At 68.6% G+C, this 15,524-nt stretch carries 14 protein-coding genes, 1 rRNA gene and 1 riboswitch; of the genes, 12 read left to right on the forward strand and 3 right to left on the reverse strand.

Going from position 1 to position 15,524, the window contains the following annotated elements:
* From rrf to ACFV6V_RS25530, 11 genes are all read left to right on the forward strand, one after another.
* Positions 1 to 91, forward strand: a 5S ribosomal RNA gene (gene rrf / locus ACFV6V_RS25480); the annotation flags it as partial.
* A 141-nt stretch (positions 92 to 232) separates the two neighbouring features.
* On the forward strand, positions 233 to 841 hold the full coding sequence (locus ACFV6V_RS25485) for a CDP-alcohol phosphatidyltransferase family protein (protein ID WP_385569172.1): 609 nt from the start codon (positions 233 to 235) through the stop codon (positions 839 to 841).
* A 114-nt stretch (positions 842 to 955) separates the two neighbouring features.
* Positions 956 to 3,451: a sugar phosphate nucleotidyltransferase gene (locus ACFV6V_RS25490; protein ID WP_385569174.1), complete on the forward strand. Its 2,496-nt coding sequence runs from the start codon at positions 956 to 958 to the stop codon at positions 3,449 to 3,451.
* Positions 3,452 to 3,564: 113 nt separating this feature from the next.
* Positions 3,565 to 4,500 (forward strand): DUF881 domain-containing protein, encoded by a 936-nt coding sequence (locus ACFV6V_RS25495; protein ID WP_385569176.1) that lies wholly within the window; start codon positions 3,565 to 3,567, stop codon positions 4,498 to 4,500.
* Complete coding sequence (locus ACFV6V_RS25500) at positions 4,497 to 4,829, forward strand: small basic family protein (protein WP_242332811.1); 333 nt, start codon at positions 4,497 to 4,499, stop codon at positions 4,827 to 4,829. The genes ACFV6V_RS25495 and ACFV6V_RS25500 overlap by 4 nt, the downstream gene beginning before the upstream one ends.
* A gap of 5 nt (positions 4,830 to 4,834) precedes the next feature.
* Complete coding sequence (locus tag ACFV6V_RS25505; RefSeq protein WP_385569293.1) at positions 4,835 to 5,788, forward strand: DUF881 domain-containing protein; 954 nt, start codon at positions 4,835 to 4,837, stop codon at positions 5,786 to 5,788.
* An 81-nt stretch (positions 5,789 to 5,869) separates the two neighbouring features.
* On the forward strand, positions 5,870 to 6,808 hold the full coding sequence (locus ACFV6V_RS25510) for an FHA domain-containing protein (RefSeq protein WP_385569296.1): 939 nt from the start codon (positions 5,870 to 5,872) through the stop codon (positions 6,806 to 6,808).
* A 17-nt stretch (positions 6,809 to 6,825) separates the two neighbouring features.
* The gene (locus ACFV6V_RS25515) at positions 6,826 to 7,563 is read left to right on the forward strand and encodes a MerR family transcriptional regulator (RefSeq protein ID WP_385569179.1); all 738 of its coding nucleotides are present in this window, start codon (positions 6,826 to 6,828) and stop codon (positions 7,561 to 7,563) included.
* A 64-nt stretch (positions 7,564 to 7,627) separates the two neighbouring features.
* Positions 7,628 to 8,101 (forward strand): bifunctional nuclease family protein, encoded by a 474-nt coding sequence (locus ACFV6V_RS25520; RefSeq protein WP_026281837.1) that lies wholly within the window; start codon positions 7,628 to 7,630, stop codon positions 8,099 to 8,101.
* A gap of 177 nt (positions 8,102 to 8,278) precedes the next feature.
* Positions 8,279 to 8,878: a MerR family transcriptional regulator gene (locus tag ACFV6V_RS25525; RefSeq protein ID WP_385569181.1), complete on the forward strand. Its 600-nt coding sequence runs from the start codon at positions 8,279 to 8,281 to the stop codon at positions 8,876 to 8,878.
* Positions 8,879 to 8,949: 71 nt separating this feature from the next.
* A complete protein-coding gene (locus tag ACFV6V_RS25530; RefSeq protein WP_385569184.1) occupies positions 8,950 to 10,401 on the forward strand; it encodes a DNA polymerase IV in 1,452 nt (483 codons plus the stop codon).
* Here ACFV6V_RS25530 and ACFV6V_RS25535 read toward each other — a convergent pair.
* Positions 10,377 to 10,802, reverse strand: a complete 426-nt coding sequence (locus ACFV6V_RS25535) for a PRC-barrel domain-containing protein (RefSeq protein ID WP_385569185.1) — start codon at positions 10,800 to 10,802, stop codon at positions 10,377 to 10,379. The two genes, ACFV6V_RS25530 and ACFV6V_RS25535, sit on opposite strands and share 25 nt — an antisense overlap.
* A gap of 113 nt (positions 10,803 to 10,915) precedes the next feature.
* Positions 10,916 to 11,012, forward strand: a riboswitch (glycine riboswitch).
* A gap of 178 nt (positions 11,013 to 11,190) precedes the next feature.
* Between ACFV6V_RS25535 and gcvP the strand changes: the two genes are divergently transcribed.
* Complete coding sequence (gcvP, locus tag ACFV6V_RS25540) at positions 11,191 to 14,085, forward strand: aminomethyl-transferring glycine dehydrogenase (protein ID WP_385569188.1); 2,895 nt, start codon at positions 11,191 to 11,193, stop codon at positions 14,083 to 14,085.
* Between the two features lie 94 nt (positions 14,086 to 14,179).
* On the opposite strand, the gene ACFV6V_RS25545 is transcribed toward gcvP, so the two are convergent.
* The gene (locus tag ACFV6V_RS25545; protein ID WP_385569190.1) at positions 14,180 to 14,377 is read right to left on the reverse strand and encodes a DUF5999 family protein; all 198 of its coding nucleotides are present in this window, start codon (positions 14,375 to 14,377) and stop codon (positions 14,180 to 14,182) included.
* A 342-nt stretch (positions 14,378 to 14,719) separates the two neighbouring features.
* Entirely contained in the window at positions 14,720 to 15,310 is a 591-nt protein-coding gene (locus ACFV6V_RS25550) for a hypothetical protein (RefSeq protein WP_385569193.1), read from the reverse strand.
* Positions 15,311 to 15,524: the final 214 nt, after the last annotated feature.

Below are 15,524 nucleotides of genomic sequence, written 5' to 3' on the forward strand. Positions count from 1 at the left end.
GCCCGGTTACATTTCGAACCCGGAAGCTAAGCCTTTCAGCGCCGATGGTACTGCAGGGGGGACCCTGTGGGAGAGTAGGACACCGCCGAACAATTCTTCAGCCGTGGCCTCGGATTTCGATCCGGGGCCACGGCTTTTTTGCGTTACCCCCTCTGTACGACCCCCTGAGGCCTGAAGGTAAGGTCAGGGGGCATCATCGGCACGTTCCACGTTCCCCACAGGAGGCCCCCGGGTGGAGGTCCAGGAGACCCGCGTTCAGACGGACCGGGTGCTCACCATCCCCAACATCCTCAGCATGGCGCGCCTCCTCGGTGTGCCGCTGTTCCTGTGGCTGATCCTCCTGCCCGAGTTCGGCGGGCCGAAGTCCGATGGGTGGGCGCTGCTGGTGCTCGCGCTCAGCGGCGTCAGTGACTATCTCGACGGAAAGCTCGCCCGTCGCTGGAACCAGATCAGCAGCCTCGGACGCATCCTCGACCCCGCCGCTGACCGGCTCTACATTCTTTCCACCCTCCTGGGCCTCACATGGCGCGGGATCCTGCCGCTCTGGCTCACCGCGGTCCTCCTGGCTCGTGAGGCGATGCTGCTTGTGATGGTGGCAATCCTCCGCCGGCACGGCTATCCCCCGCCGCAGGTGAACTTCCTCGGCAAAGCTGCAACCTTCAACCTGATGTATGCCTTCCCGTTGCTCCTCCTGAGTGACGGAAACGGGTGGCTTGCATCAGTTGCCCAGATTTTCGGATGGGCGTTCGCTGGATGGGGTACAACTCTGTATTGGTGGGCAGGGATCCTCTACGTGGTCCAGGTCCGCCGACTCGTCAAGGCGGATCGCGTGGCCGATTGAGCCATCTGCCCGGAGTCGTGCAGAATCGCGCCGGCCCGTACAAGACCAACAGGGGCCTGCCCGGATGGGTGAAGTCGGCTGGACCGTCGTCTCTTCAAGGAGGACGCTTCCGACATGAAGGCCGTCGTGATGGCTGGTGGCGAAGGAACACGACTTCGCCCCATGACCTCAAGCATGCCCAAGCCACTCCTGCCGGTGGTGAACAGGCCGATCATGGAGCATGTGCTGCGTCTGCTGAAGCGGCACGGACTCAATGAGACGGTCGTGACCGTCCAGTTCCTCGCGTCCCTCGTCAAGAACTATTTCGGCGACGGCGAAGAGCTGGGGATGGACCTCACCTACGCCCACGAGGAGAAGCCGCTCGGCACAGCTGGGAGCGTCAAGAACGCCGAGGACGCACTGAAGGACGACGCGTTCCTCGTGATCTCCGGGGACGCTCTCACCGACTTCGACCTGACCGACCTCATCGCCTTCCACAAGGAAAAGGGCGCGATGGTCACGGTGTGTCTGACGCGCGTGCCGAATCCTCTGGAATTCGGCATCACCATCGTGGACGAGCACGGAAAGGTCGAGCGTTTTCTCGAGAAGCCCACTTGGGGGCAGGTCTTCTCCGACACGGTGAACACCGGTATCTATGTCATGGAGCCGGAGGTGTTCGACTATGTCGAAGCCGATGTCTCCGTGGACTGGTCCGGCGATGTCTTCCCTCAGCTCATGAAGGAAGGCAAGCCGATCTACGGCTATATCGCCGACGGCTACTGGGAGGACGTCGGCACCCACGAGAGCTATGTGAAGGCGCAGGCCGACGTTCTCGAGGGCAAGGTCGACGTGGAGATCGACGGTTTCGAGATCTCTCCCGGGGTGTGGGTCGCCGAAGGGGCCGAGGTGCACCCGGACGCGGTCCTGCGCGGGCCGCTGTACGTCGGGGACTACGCCAAGGTGGAAGCGGACGTGGAGATCCGCGAGCACACCGTCGTCGGCTCCAACGTGGTGGTCAAGGGCGGTGCCTTCCTCCATCGCGCCGTCATCCACGACAACGTCTACATCGGGCAGCACAGCAACCTGCGCGGCTGTGTGATCGGCAAGAACACCGACATCATGCGGGCGGCGCGCATCGAGGACGGCGCGGTGATCGGGGACGAGTGCCTGATCGGTGAGGAATCGATTGTTCAGGGCAATGTGCGCGTGTATCCGTTCAAGACGATCGAGGCGGGTGCGTTCGTCAACACCTCGGTCATCTGGGAGTCGCGCGGCCAGGCGCACCTCTTCGGGGCCCGGGGCGTCTCCGGGATCCTCAACGTGGAGATCACCCCGGAGCTGGCGGTACGGCTTGCGGGCGCATACGCCACCACGCTGAAGAAGGGCGCGACCGTCACCACGGCGCGCGACCACTCCCGCGGAGCACGGGCGCTCAAACGTGCCGTGATCTCGGCGCTCCAGGCCAGTGCCATCGACGTACGGGACCTCGAGAACGTGCCGCTGCCGGTGGCGCGCCAGATGACGGCGCGAGGCAGCGCCGGCGGAATCATGATCCGTACTTCGCCGGGGGTGCCCGACTCGGTCGACATCATGTTCTTCGACGAGCGCGGAGCGGATCTGTCCCAGGCCGGGCAGCGCAAGCTGGACCGGGTCTATGCGCGCCAGGAGTACCGCAGGGCCTTCCCCGGTGAGATCGGCGACCTGTCCTTTCCGGCCAGCGTCTTCGACTCGTACACGGGAACGCTGTTGCGGCAGGTCGATACGAGCGGAATCTCGGACGCGGGGCTGAAGGTCGTCGTGGACGCGTCGAACGGCAGCGCGGGACTCGTTCTCCCCAGCCTCCTCGGGCGGCTCGGTGTGGACGCGCTGACGATCAATCCCGGGCTGGACGAGTCGCGTCCCACCGAGACCACCGATGCGCGCCGGAGAGGACTGGTGCGGCTCGGTGAGATCGTGGCCTCGGCCAGGGCGGCTTTCGGGGTGCGCTTCGACACCGTGGGCGAACGGCTCTCGCTCGTCGACGAGCGCGGCCGGATCGTGGAGGACGACCGGGCACTGCTGGTGATGCTCGACCTCGTCGCCGCGGAACGGCGTAGCGGGAGGGTCGCGCTGCCGGTGACCACGACGCGTATCGCCGAGCAGGTGGCCGCGTACCACGGGACGCAGGTCGACTGGACGACGACTTCGCCCGACGATCTCACCCGGGTCTGCCGGGAGGACTCCACGATCTTCGGTGGGGACGGCCGCGGCGGCTTCATTATTCCCGAGTTCAGCAGTGTCTTCGACGGCACCGCTGCCTTCGTCCGGCTCCTCGGGCTGGTTGCCCGCACTCAGCTCACCCTCAGCCAGATCGACGCCCGGATTCCGCGGGCGCACGTGCTGAAGCGCGATCTGGCGACTCCATGGGCGGTGAAGGGCCTCGTGATGCGCAGGGTGGTCGAGGCTGCCGGAGACCGCTCCGTCGACACCACCGACGGGGTGCGGGTGGTCGAATCGGACGGCCGCTGGGTCATGGTGCTGCCCGACCCGGCGGAAGCCGTCACCCATCTGTGGGCCGAAGGCCCCGATGACGCGTCCGCTCAGGCGCTACTCGACGAGTGGTCCCGCGTCGTGGAGAGCGCTGGTAGCTGAACCGCGGCCAAACCCTCGGGCACGGTGGTGCGCCGGGAGGCGGCAGGTCCGCCTTCCGGCGCATCGGTGGGGCCATTCGGCGGTAGCGGGAGCGACGTGCGACGATGTGCGGCATGCCGCAGCAGCCCCCCGTTCGGAGCACCGCCTCACCGCCGTCACGTCCCGATGCGTCCATGTCGCTGCTGACCAATGTCATGGACCACAGCCTGGACGACGGCTACGCGGAGGCGGCGGCTCGGAGGAACGCGGAAGGCGGGGGCCTGCCGAGGACCTTGCGGGCGAAGCTGGGGCTCGCCGCCGGGCTGGTGCTGGCCGCTCTGGTGGTGACGCTGGGTGCGGCGCAGGCGCGGATATCGGCACCGGTGGTGGCGAAGGAGCGCGAGGAGCTCATCGACCGCATCGACGCCGAGACGTCAGCGGCCGACAAGCTCGAGGCCGATGTCGACCGTCTCCGTGACGAGGTGGGGGAGCGGCAGCGCAAGGCGCTGGAGAAGCACGGCGGGGACAAGGCAGAGCTGGTCACGCTGCTCTCGGGGGACACGGAGGTGCACGGCTCCGGCGTCAAACTGGTGGTGGACGACGCCAAGGGCACGGAGACCGGTGGCGGTGGTCCTCGTGAGAGCGCGGGCTTCTCCGACACCGGCCGGGTGCGCGACCGGGACATGCAGCGCGTCGTGAACGGTCTGTGGGAGTCGGGCGCGGAAGCCGTCGCGATCAACGGGCAGCGGCTGACGGCTCTGTCGGCGATCCGTGCGGCGGGTGACGCCATACTGGTCGACAACAAACCGCTGGTGCCGCCCTACACCGTCCTCGCGGTGGGGGATGCGAAGAAGCTGAGCACAGTGTTCCAGGACAGTGCCGACGGCCAGTACCTGCACGCGCTGGAAGAGAACTTCGGGATCCGCAGCAGCATCTCTCCCCAGGAAGAGGTGCGTCTGCCTGCCGCGCCGAGCCTGATCGTACGTACCGCACAGCCGAGGACCGCCGATGCCCAGGCGGGCAGGGGTCCGGGCAAGGAAGAGACAGAGACAGGGAAGGGCAGATCGTGATCGCCGTACTGGGCCTCGTGGTGGGAGTCGTGGCGGGGCTGTTGCTCCGTCCCGAAGTGCCGGCGGTGGTCGAGCCCTACCTTCCGATCGCCGTGGTCGCGGCCCTGGACGCGGTGTTCGGGGGTCTGCGGGCCATGCTCGACGGGATCTTCGTCGACAAGGTCTTCGTGGTCTCGTTCCTGTCCAATGTGGTGGTCGCCGCTCTGATCGTGTTCCTCGGCGACAAGCTGGGCGTCGGGGCGCAGCTGTCGACGGGCGTCGTGGTCGTGCTGGGCATCCGGATCTTCTCCAACGCGGCTGCCATCCGTCGCCATGTGTTCCGGGCGTGAGACCGATGCAGGAGCACGAGCGGATGAACCCAGAGATTCCTGAGAACCCTGAGAAGGCGGACGGGACCGGAAGCGCTGCGCACGCCGAGGGCTCTGAGAGCGCCGGGAGTGCGGGCAAGCCCGAGTACGTGGCTGAGCCCGCGCAGGTCCGCGAGCCGGTGAGGGCGCCGGGGGCCGACGAGCCCCTGGGCGCTGACCAGCCCAGGGGCGCCCAGGAGCCGGGTGCGCCGGACGCCGAGCCGGTGACCGGCCGTCAGCGGCTGATCGCCGGATTGTGGCCGCCGCGTGTCACGCGCGCCCAACTCGTGGTCGCCCTGCTGTTGTTCGTCCTCGGGCTCGGTCTCGCCATCCAGGTCCAGTCCACGAGCGACAACAGCGCACTGCGCGGTGCGCGCCAGGAAGATCTCGTCCGCATCCTCGATGAACTCGATGACCGTACTGAGCGTCTGGAAGATGAGAAGCAGCGTCTCGAGGATCAGCGGACCGAGCTCGAGACCAGCTCGGACCAGGCCGAAGAGGCGCGTCGGCAGACCCAGGAAAAGGAGCGTCAGCTGGGCATTCTCGCCGGAACGGTGAAGGCCGAGGGGCCGGGCATCACCCTGACGATCGACAATGCCGGAGCCGTCGAGCCGGACATGCTGCTGGATGCCATCCAGGAGCTGCGGGCGGCGGGTGCCGAGGCCATTCAGATCAACGATGTCCGGGTGGTCGCCAACACGTACTTCTCCGGCAGTGGCGGCGACATCCGGATCGACGGGAAGCAGGTCAGCGCTCCGTACGAGTTCAAGGTCATCGGCAAGCCGCAGGATCTTGAACCGGCGCTGCACATCCCCGGAGGCGTGGTGCAGACCCTGGAAAAGGAGCAGGCCACGGCTACGGTGACCCGGTCGGAGAAGATCGTTGTGGACGCCTTGCGACCGGTGGAACGGCCTGACTACGCTCAGTCGTCTTCTCCATGAGACCAGAGAGCATGGGGAGACCGGACAAGGGCATGAGGTTGCGGGGGGTCGACGCATCGTAAGGGTGCTGAGTGGTGGAAACTGTCCGGAGGGTACGGACGTTGTGAAGTTGTCCGGGTCGGCAGGTGTGGTCAATCAGGATTCCTGCCTTACGGGCGGGTCTGTTTCGGTCAAGGGGAATCGCCCGTGAAGTTGTTTGGGAAGTTGTTCGGCAAGAGCGCACGCGAGGACAGCGGCTCCGCCCGTCATCGCGGACCGCGCCGTGGCCAGGAGGCGGAGCAGGGGGGCGAGCGACCGCTGTTCCGTGACGAGGTCTCCGGCGATGCCGGTGACATTCCGGGCGGCCAGGGCGCGTCTGCTGTTGACCCTGCCGGTCCCGGCCCCATAGGTTTCGGAGAACCGTCAACCTCAAGTGCGGGTGGAGGGTTTGCCTCGGACCCGTACGCTTCACAGGCCCCCGCGGGGCAGCCGCGGCAGGAGGATTCGTCCATGCCGGTATGTACGCGGTGCGGGCACCGCAACGCCGAGACCAGCCGTTTCTGCTCGAACTGCGGCGCGCCGCTGCGGGCCGGGGCGCAGGCGGAGCGAGCGGCGGAGACCACGTCGACCATCTCCATCTCGGGTCTGGAGGCCTACGACGCCGAGGTGACGGGCCAGACCGCCGTTCCCTCGCTCTCACCCGAGGCGCAGGCTGCGGTCGACGCGCTGCCTGTGGGCTCGGCGCTGCTGGTGGTGCGGCGTGGGCCGAACTCCGGCAGCCGCTTTCTCCTGGACGGTGAGCTCACCACGGCGGGCCGGCACCCGCAGAGCGACATCTTCCTCGACGACTTCACCGTGTCCCGGCGCCATGTGGAGTTCCGCAGGACGCCCGACGGCAGCTTCACCGTCACCGACGTCGGCAGCCTGAACGGCACCTACGTCAACAGGGAGCCCATCGACTCGGTCCTGCTGTCGAATGGTGACGAGGTCCAGATCGGCAAGTACCGGCTGGTCTTCTACTCGAGCCAGCGGGGCGTGTGACCCTTCAGGGAAGGTCCATGCTGCGAACAACACCGACGGGCGGTGCCGCGCGCGGCACCGCCGGTGGCGACCGGCTGGTCAGCATCGGTTCGGTGCTGAACCAGCTGCGGGACGAGTTCCCCGACGTCACCATCTCCAAGATCCGCTTCCTGGAGAGCGAGGGTCTGGTCGAGCCGCAGCGCACCGCTTCGGGCTATCGCAAGTTCAGCCCGGAAGATGTCGAGCGGCTCGCCCAGGTCCTGCGGATGCAGCGGGACCACTATCTTCCGCTCAAGGTCATCAGGGAGCAGCTCGATGCTCTGGCCCGAGGGGAGCAGCCGGCTCCGCGGCACCCGGGCGCGCCGGGTGATCCGTACGACCCGGGCGCGGAGTGCGACGGGCCGACCGCCACCCGGGTGGGCCGGACCGAGTTGCTGGCGGCCGCCGAGGTCAGCGAGGACGAGCTCGCCATCTGGGAGTCGTACGGGCTTATCACTCCCGCGGCGGACGGGGGTTATGACGCCCAGTCCGTGACGGTGGCCAAGCTGGTGGCGCACATGGGCCGTTTCGGTCTGGAGCCGCGGCACCTTCGGGCGATGAAAGCCGCTGCGGACCGTGAGGCCGGGCTGGTCGAACAAGTGGTCGCACCGCTGCGGAGGCATCGCAACCCTCAGACCAGGGCTCATGCGGAGGCCACCACCAAGGAGCTCGCGGACCTCTCCGTCAGGCTGCATGCGGCTCTGGTGCAGACCGCTTTGGGTGTCAGGTTGTGCTGAGCTCCGGCTGATCTTGGGGGAACCCGACTACCCAAACCTGCCGGGCACGTCCTAGGGTTGCTGTGTGAACGAGCTCGATGTTGTGGGTGTCCGGGTGGAAATGCCCTCCAACCAGCCGATCGTGCTCCTGCGTGAAGTGGGAGGCGACCGTTACCTCCCCATTTGGATCGGCCCCGGGGAGGCGACCGCGATCGCCTTCGCGCAGCAGGGGATGGCCCCCGCCAGGCCGCTGACCCACGACCTCTTCAAGGACGTGCTGGAGGCGGTCGGGCAGGAGCTCACCGAGGTCCGCATCACCGACCTGCGGGAAGGCGTGTTCTACGCCGAGCTGGTCTTCGCCAGCGGGGTCGAGGTGAGTGCGAGGCCGTCCGACGCCATAGCTCTCGCGCTGCGCACCGGCACGCCGATCTACGGCAGTGATGGTGTGCTGGACGACGCGGGCATCGCGATCCCGGACGAGCAGGAGGACGAGGTGGAGAAGTTCCGCGAGTTCCTCGATCAGATCTCACCCGAGGACTTCGGATCCAGCAGCCAGTGAGTCGGTAGCGGTCACTGATCCGGATCGACGCGTGCGTTCGCGCATCGATTCCCGGTGAGGGGCCATGGAAAACCACTCTCCGGGTGATTATCACTCGGCGTGCCGAGTGTGGCGATCGTTGACGCGCCCCGGGCGACTGCCTACCGTCGAGTTGGCAGGTCAAGGACGGAGGTCGGCGTGAGAACCAGCGGCGACGGTGCGGCAGGGGGACCCCTCGGACTCGGTCCGGGGCACGGCGGGCCGTATCCGCTTCACATGAACGCGGCACATGACGCCACGTCCGAGGCCATCGGCTATCGGGGGCCGACCGCCTGTGCCGCCGCGGGTATCACCTACCGGCAGCTCGACTACTGGGCGCGTACCGGCCTGGTGGAGCCGAGTGTGCGGGCGGCGTACGGCTCTGGCACGCAGCGTCTCTACAGCTTCCGCGACGTGGTCGTTCTCAAGGTCGTGAAGCGCTTCCTGGACACCGGTGTCGCCTTGCAGAACATCCGTGCCGCCGTACAGCACCTGCGGGCGCGCGGGTTCGCCGACCTCGAGCGGATGACGCTGATGAGCGACGGGGCGACCGTCTACGAGTGCTCATCGCCTGACGAGGTGGTCGACCTGCTCCAGGGCGGCCAGGGGATCTTCGGGATCGCCGTGGGTGTGGTGTGGCGGGATGTCGAAGCGGCGCTGTCGCAGCTTCACGGTGAGCGCGTCGACACCGGTGAGACGTTGGTCGGGCAGCACCCGGCGGACGAGCTGGCCAGACGCCGCCGCGACCGGGCCGTCTGACCGGCCCGGTGCACCTGAGGCTCGCACGTGAGTGCGGGCGATTGTCAGTGGCGTAGGGCAGCATCGGACATGTGAGATCCGCCCCGACGATCCTGCATCTGGACATGGATGCGTTCTTCGCCGCCGCCGAGCAGGCGGCGAAGCCCAGCCTGCGCGGAAAACCGGTGGTCGTGGGAGGGCTGGGGCCCCGCGGGGTGGTGGCCACGGCTTCGTACGAGGCGAGACGGTTCGGTGTGCACTCGGCGATGCCCATGGCCCAGGCGAGACGCCTCTGTCCGAACGCCGCGTACCTCGTCCCGCGCTTCTCGCTGTACCGGTCGGTCAGCGAGCAGGTGATGGAACTGCTCGCCCGTCTCTCACCGCTGGTGGAGCCCCTGAGCCTGGACGAGGCGTTCGTGGACCTCGAGGCGGGTGGGGTGGCCGAGGACTCCGGTTCGGCCCGGGAGGCCGGTCAGCGGCTGCGCAGGGACATCCTGGCGGTCACGGGGCTGAGCGGCTCCGTGGGTCTCGCGGGCTCCAAGATGCTCGCGAAGATCGCGTCGGAGCAGGCCAAGCCCGACGGCCTGGTGCTGATCGAACCGGGGACGGAACGGGAGCTGCTGGCGCCCATGGCGGTGCGGATCCTGCCCGGTGTCGGTCCGGCGACCGGCGAGCACCTGCGGCGTGCCGGGATGACCACGGTCCACGACCTCGCCGAAGCCGGTGAGGACGAGCTCGTACGGCTGCTGGGGAAGGCGCACGGCACATCGCTGTTCAGGATGGCCCTCGGGCATGACGACCGCCCCGTGGTGGCCGAGCGTGACGCGAAATCGGTGTCGGTGGAGGACACCTTCGACGTCGATCTGCACGACAGGGTGCGGATCAGAACGGAAGTGGAGCGCCTGGCCGACCGCTGCGTCAGGCGGCTGCGGGACTCCCGTCACTCAGGACGGACCATCGTGCTGAAGGTGCGACGCTTCGACTTCTCGACACTCACCAGGTCGGAGACCCTGCGGGGGCCCACGGACGACCCGTCCGTGGTGCGGGAGGCCGCCGCGCGCCTGCTGGACGCGGTGGACACGACCGGTGGGGTTCGGCTGCTGGGCGTGGGCGTCAGCGGGCTCGCCGACTACACCCAGGAGGACCTGTTCGCACAGGCCGCCGGGGAGAAGGCCATCGGCGACGGGGACGGCGGGGGTCCGGCGGACGAGAGCCCCCGGCACGGCACCGGCGGGCAGCCGGAGCCCGAGCGGACGCCGACGGCCCTACCCGCCGAACGGCGCTGGCCCGCGGGACACGACGTCCGGCACGCACGCCACGGCTCGGGCTGGGTGCAGGGCAGCGGCGTCGGACGGGTCACGGTCCGCTTCGAGGAGCCCTGGTCGACCGTCCCCGGCCGGGTGCGCACCTTCCCCGTCGACGATCCCGAGCTCGAGCTGTCGGAACCACTGCCGCTGGTCATGCATGAGTCCGCCGCCGTGGACGGAGCGCCCTCGGCCGGGACGCCGGCGCAGCCGGCTCAGTCGTCGTTACCGGCCAGCTGACCGAAGTCGCGGTCGCCCGAATCGCCTGGTGCCTGCGAGCGGCCGGTCGACGCGGGCGGCGGCGCGGGAGCGGGGTTCTCCGCAGGACTGGGGAGGTCGAGACCGTAGTGGTGGTACAGCTGGAGCTCCTGCTCGGGGGAGAGATGCCGGCCGACGCCGAAGTCCGGTGCGTCCTTGATCAGGGCCCGCTCGAACGGGATGTGCAGTCCGTCGGTGTCCAGCTCGCTGGGTTCCAGCGGCACGAACGCGTCCCTGCTGAACAGGCCGGTCCGCACGGCCGCCCACTCCGGGACGCCGGTGGCGTCGTCGAGGTACACCTCGTCCACGGTCCCGATCTTGGTGCCGGTACGGTCGAACGCCTTGCGGCCTATCAGGCTGCGCGGATCGATATCGGTCTGCACGGTCCCTCCAAATGGTCGCACTGCTCCGTAAGTACTACGAAAGTGCACTTTTGTGGGGTCGGCCACTCGACCTTTCCGGTGAAGTCCGCGCTGGTAGGCTGGCACACGGCTGTTGACCCCGCGCGGGAGAGCGCTCCGGACAGGTACCGGAGCCGCCGAAGGAGCAAATCCTCCCCGGAATCTCTCAGGCCCCTGTACCGCACGGGCGAGGTCACTCTGGAAAGCAGAGCGGGTGCCGTACGGCATCCGCTCTCACCGACGGTGAAAACCGGAATGCCAGTGAGCGGGCGGACCGGTGAAGCTCTCAGGTTAGATGACAGAGGGGGAGGCCGTCCGGGCACCCGCGCCGCGGTGCCCCTCGCAGGTCGTATCGACCAGGAGGCCTCACATGACCGCCAACCGCACTCCGCTCGCCCAGCTGGAGCGGGGCATCCCCTTCGAGCAGCGTCACATAGGGCCCGATGCCGAGGCCCAGGCGAAGATGCTGGCGCACGTCGGCTACGGCTCGCTCGACGAGCTCACCGCCGCCGCCGTACCGGACGTCATCAAGAGTGCCGAGGCACTCGGGCTGCCGGGTGCCCGCACCGAGCCCGAGGTCCTGGCCGAGCTGCGCAGCCTCGCGGACCGCAACGAGGTCCTCGCCCCGATGATCGGCCTCGGCTACTACGGCACGTTCACCCCGCCGGTGATCCTGCGCAATGTCATGGAGAACCCTGCCTGGTACACGGCGTACACGCCCTACCAGCCCGAGATCTCACAGGGCCGCCTCGAAGCCCTGCTCAACTTCCAGACGATGGTCGCCGAGCTGACCGGTCTGCCCACCTCCGGCGCCTCGCTGCTGGACGAGGCCACCGCGGCGGCCGAAGCCATGGCCCTGTCCCGGCGTGTCGGCAAGGTCAAGGGCGGCGTCTTCCTGATCGACGCCGACACCCTGCCGCAGACCATCGCCGTGATCGAGACCCGCGCCGAGCCCACCGGAGTCGAGGTCGTCGTCGCCGATCTGAGCGACGGGATCCCGTCGGAGGTCGCCGAGGGTGGCGTCTTCGGTGTGCTGCTCCAGTACCCGGGAGCCTCCGGAGCCGTCCGTGACCTCAAGCCGGTCGTGGAGCAGGCCCATGAGCTCGGTGCGATCGTCACCGTGGCCGCCGATCTTCTGGCGCTCACCCTGCTCACCTCCCCGGGCGCGCTCGGCGCGGACATCGCCGTCGGCACCACCCAGCGCTTCGGCGTGCCGATGGGCTTCGGCGGTCCCCACGCCGGCTACATGGCGGTCCAGGACAAGCACGCCCGCAGCCTGCCCGGCCGCCTCGTCGGCGTCTCCGTCGACGCCGACGGCAACAGGGCCTACCGCCTGGCGCTCCAGACCCGTGAGCAGCACATCCGCCGCGAGAAGGCCACCAGCAACATCTGCACCGCGCAGGTGCTGCTGGCGGTGATGGCCGGGATGTACGCCGTCTACCACGGTCCCGACGGCCTGCGGACGATCGCCCGCCGCACCCACCGCTACGCCACGATCCTGGCCGCGGGTCTGCGCGCCGGCGGGGTGGAGCTCGTCCACGACGCGTACTTCGACACGCTGACCGCCCGCGTCCCGGGCAAGGCCGCGGACATCGTCGCCGCCGCCCGTGACAACGGCGTCAACCTGCACCTCGCCGACGCAGACCACGTCTCCGTCTCCTGCGACGAGACCACCGGGCGCGCCCAGCTCGCCGCGGTCTGGTCCGCCTTCGGCGTCGACGGCGAAGGTGCCGACATCGAAGCCCTTGACAGGACCGCCGAGGACACCCTCCCGGCCGGGCTGCTGCGCACCGACGACTACCTCACCCACCCGGTCTTCCACCAGCACCGCTCCGAGACCGCGATGCTGCGCTACCTGCGCCGCCTCGCCGACCGTGACTACGCGCTGGACCGCGGAATGATCCCGCTCGGCTCGTGCACCATGAAGCTGAACGCGACCACCGAGATGGAGCCGGTGACCTGGCCGGAATTCGGCCAGATCCACCCCTTCGCCCCGGTCGAGCAGGCCGAGGGCTATGTGACGCTCATCCACGAGCTGGAGGAGCGCCTCGCCGAGGTGACCGGCTACGACAAGGTGTCCATCCAGCCGAACGCCGGCTCGCAGGGTGAGCTCGCCGGTCTGCTCGCCGTGCGTGCGTACCACCGCGCCAACGGCGACGAGCAGCGCACGGTCTGCCTCATCCCCTCATCGGCGCACGGCACCAACGCCGCCAGCGCGGTCATGGCGGGCATGAAGGTCGTCGTGGTCAAGACCGCCGACGACGGCGAGATCGACGTCGAGGACCTGCGGGCCAAGATCGAGCAGTACCGGGACGAGCTGTCCGTGCTCATGATCACGTACCCCTCGACGCACGGTGTGTTCGAGGAGCACGTCGCCGACATCTGCGCGCAGGTGCACGACGCGGGCGGCCAGGTGTACGTCGACGGCGCCAACCTCAACGCCCTGGTGGGCCTCGCCAAGCCCGGCCGGTTCGGCGGCGACGTCTCGCACCTCAACCTGCACAAGACCTTCTGCATCCCGCACGGCGGTGGCGGTCCCGGTGTCGGTCCGGTGGCCGTGCGTGAGCACCTCGCCCCGTACCTGCCGAACCACCCGCTCCAGCCCAGCGCCGGGCCTGAGACGGGCGTCGGCCCGATCTCGGCCGCCCCGTGGGGCTCGGCGGGAATCCTGCCGATCTCCTGGGCCTACGTTCGGCTGATGGGGGGCGACGGTCTGAAGCGTGCGACGCAGGTCGCCGTGCTCGCGGCCAACTACATCGCCAAGCGCCTTGAGCCGCACTACCCCGTGCTCTACACGGGCCCGGCCGGACTCGTCGCGCACGAGTGCATCGTGGATCTCCGGCCGCTCTCCAAGGCGACCGGGGTCAGCGTCGACGACATCGCCAAGCGGCTCATCGACTACGGCTTCCACGCGCCGACCATGTCGTTCCCGGTGGCCGGCACGCTGATGATCGAGCCCACGGAGAGCGAGGACCTGAACGAGCTCGACCGGTTCTGCGACACCATGATCGCGATCCGTGCGGAGATCGAGAAGGTCGCCTCGGGCGAGTGGCCCGCCGACGACAACCCGCTGCGCAACGCCCCCCACACGGCCGCCGCCCTGGGCGGCGAGTGGAACCACGCGTACAGCCGCGAAGTGGCGGTCTTCCCGGCCGGTGTCCAGGCAGCGGACAAGTACTGGCCTCCGGTGCGCCGGATCGACGGCGCCTTCGGTGACCGCAACCTGGTCTGCTCCTGCCCGCCCATGGACGAGTACGACGTCTGATCCCACAGCCGGGCACACAGAGGGCCGGTTCGGAGTCTCTCCGAACCGGCCCTCTGCCGTTCGGGTCCGTGTGGTGCCCGCCTGAGTGAATCCCTCAGGCTGCCGTGGCGACCGCCTGCGGCCGGTGAGGGGCGATGATCTGCCCGTCCGGGAGCAGCTCACCGGTGTCCTCGAACAGCAGGACGCCGTTGCACAGCAGGCTCCAGCCCTGCTCCGGGTGGTGCGCCATGAGACGGGCGGCGTCCCGGTCGGGAGAGTCGGCTGAAGGACAGGCTGGCTGGTGCTGGCACATGGAAGGGTTCTTTCGCTGCGGTGTGGTGAGGAGAGTGCTGCGGCTCGATGCGGTGTTCATGACCGCCCCCGTTTTCGTCGGTCCGATCCGATCCCAGTGTTGCCCCACGAGCGTCGATCCGCAGGGATTTCACGGCAGCTCGTCTTCCCACTTAATGACGTATCACCCGCGCGGACGGTTCAACCGAAGGGCACCGTCCCTTCGGATGGTTCGAGAGAGCCGTCCTGACTATGTGTCCGCGACGTGCGGACTATGCGGGACTCCCCCCTCGGGCGCAGCACAACGCCCCGTGACCTGTCGGTCACGGGGCGGCCGCACCGTGTTGTCGTGGGCCGTCGTGTCTCAGGCTGGGGACCCCAGGAGCGGGGCACGGGTCGCCCGCAGGGTGAGGACCGGGAGCAGCTCGGCCGCCCGGTGGGGGCGGTGGGCGGCGATGCCCGGTGGGGCCGGTGCGAGAGGGACCAGCAGATCGTCGGGTGCGGGTGCGCCCGACGATGCGTCGGCCGCAGTGTCCCCGTGCAGCCACAGGGTGAGCATGTAGAGCTCGGGGACGGACAGCAAGCGGGGCTGGTAGTCGGCGGTCAGGGCCTCCGCCTGGATCAGCGCCCGTTCGGTCGAGACGAGGTAGGGGCCTTCGAAGAAGTGCGAGAAGGCCCAGCCGTCCGGGGTCAGCATCGTGTCGGCGGCGGCCACGGAGCGCTCACCGGCGCGGATGAGGAATCTCCAGCCCGCCAGTCTCGTGCGGGGTGCCTGGCCGGGCCGGGGGACGACCTGGTCCAGCACATGGACGGGTAGGGGGAGTTCGGCACTCACTGCTCCCTGGACGGAGCGGAGGGTGGGCGTCGGAGCCTGTCGGACCGCGGCGGGGGAACCGAGGGCCGTGAGAACGCTGCGCAGCGCAGGCGTGGGTGCCGGGGGGACATGCAGCGGCATGGTGGGTCGCCTCTCACTCAAGAGACACGGTGATGCGAGGGCAGTTGCGGACGGCACTGTCAGCGTGGGCCAGAGGGGGCTGGAAAGGCCATGCCCGGGCGCCAACTCTCTGCCTCGTTTGCCGAGTTTATACGACGTGTGTTCACGCAGTGTTTCTGCTAGCGCTGCCCGATATTGCGGACAAGGTCGAATCAGGACCTTTTCGGGGGGAGTT

Source organism: Streptomyces sp. NPDC059828 (genome assembly GCF_042731955.1).
GTDB lineage: Bacteria > Actinomycetota > Actinomycetes > Streptomycetales > Streptomycetaceae > Streptomyces.